Here is a 240-nt window from a genome sequence, read left to right on the forward strand (position 1 = left end):
GAATATTAGCATATCAACAAGGACAGAGACGATGAAGCTTTGCCTGGAAGGAAAAATCGCGATCGTAACGGGCGCAGGTTCCGGAATTGGTGCCGCCGTTTCCCGACACCTCGCTGAGGAGGGTGCCGAGGTTGTTGTCGCCGATATCAATGCTGACGCAGCACACACGATTGCCGCCGCAATCAGATCAGAGGGAGGCCGCGCCCGTGAATTTGTCGTCGATGTCAGTGACAGTGAAAG

General features: G+C 55.0%; 1 protein-coding gene. It reads left to right on the plus strand.

Annotation, left to right across the window (positions count from 1 at the left end):
- Window positions 1–31: 31 nt before the first annotated feature.
- On the plus strand, window positions 32–240 hold a 209-nt coding region (locus AF337_RS40885; RefSeq protein ID WP_152971191.1), incomplete at its 3' end, for an SDR family NAD(P)-dependent oxidoreductase.

The organism is Rhizobium ecuadorense, assembly GCF_001187535.1.
Taxonomy (GTDB): domain Bacteria; phylum Pseudomonadota; class Alphaproteobacteria; order Rhizobiales; family Rhizobiaceae; genus Rhizobium; species Rhizobium ecuadorense.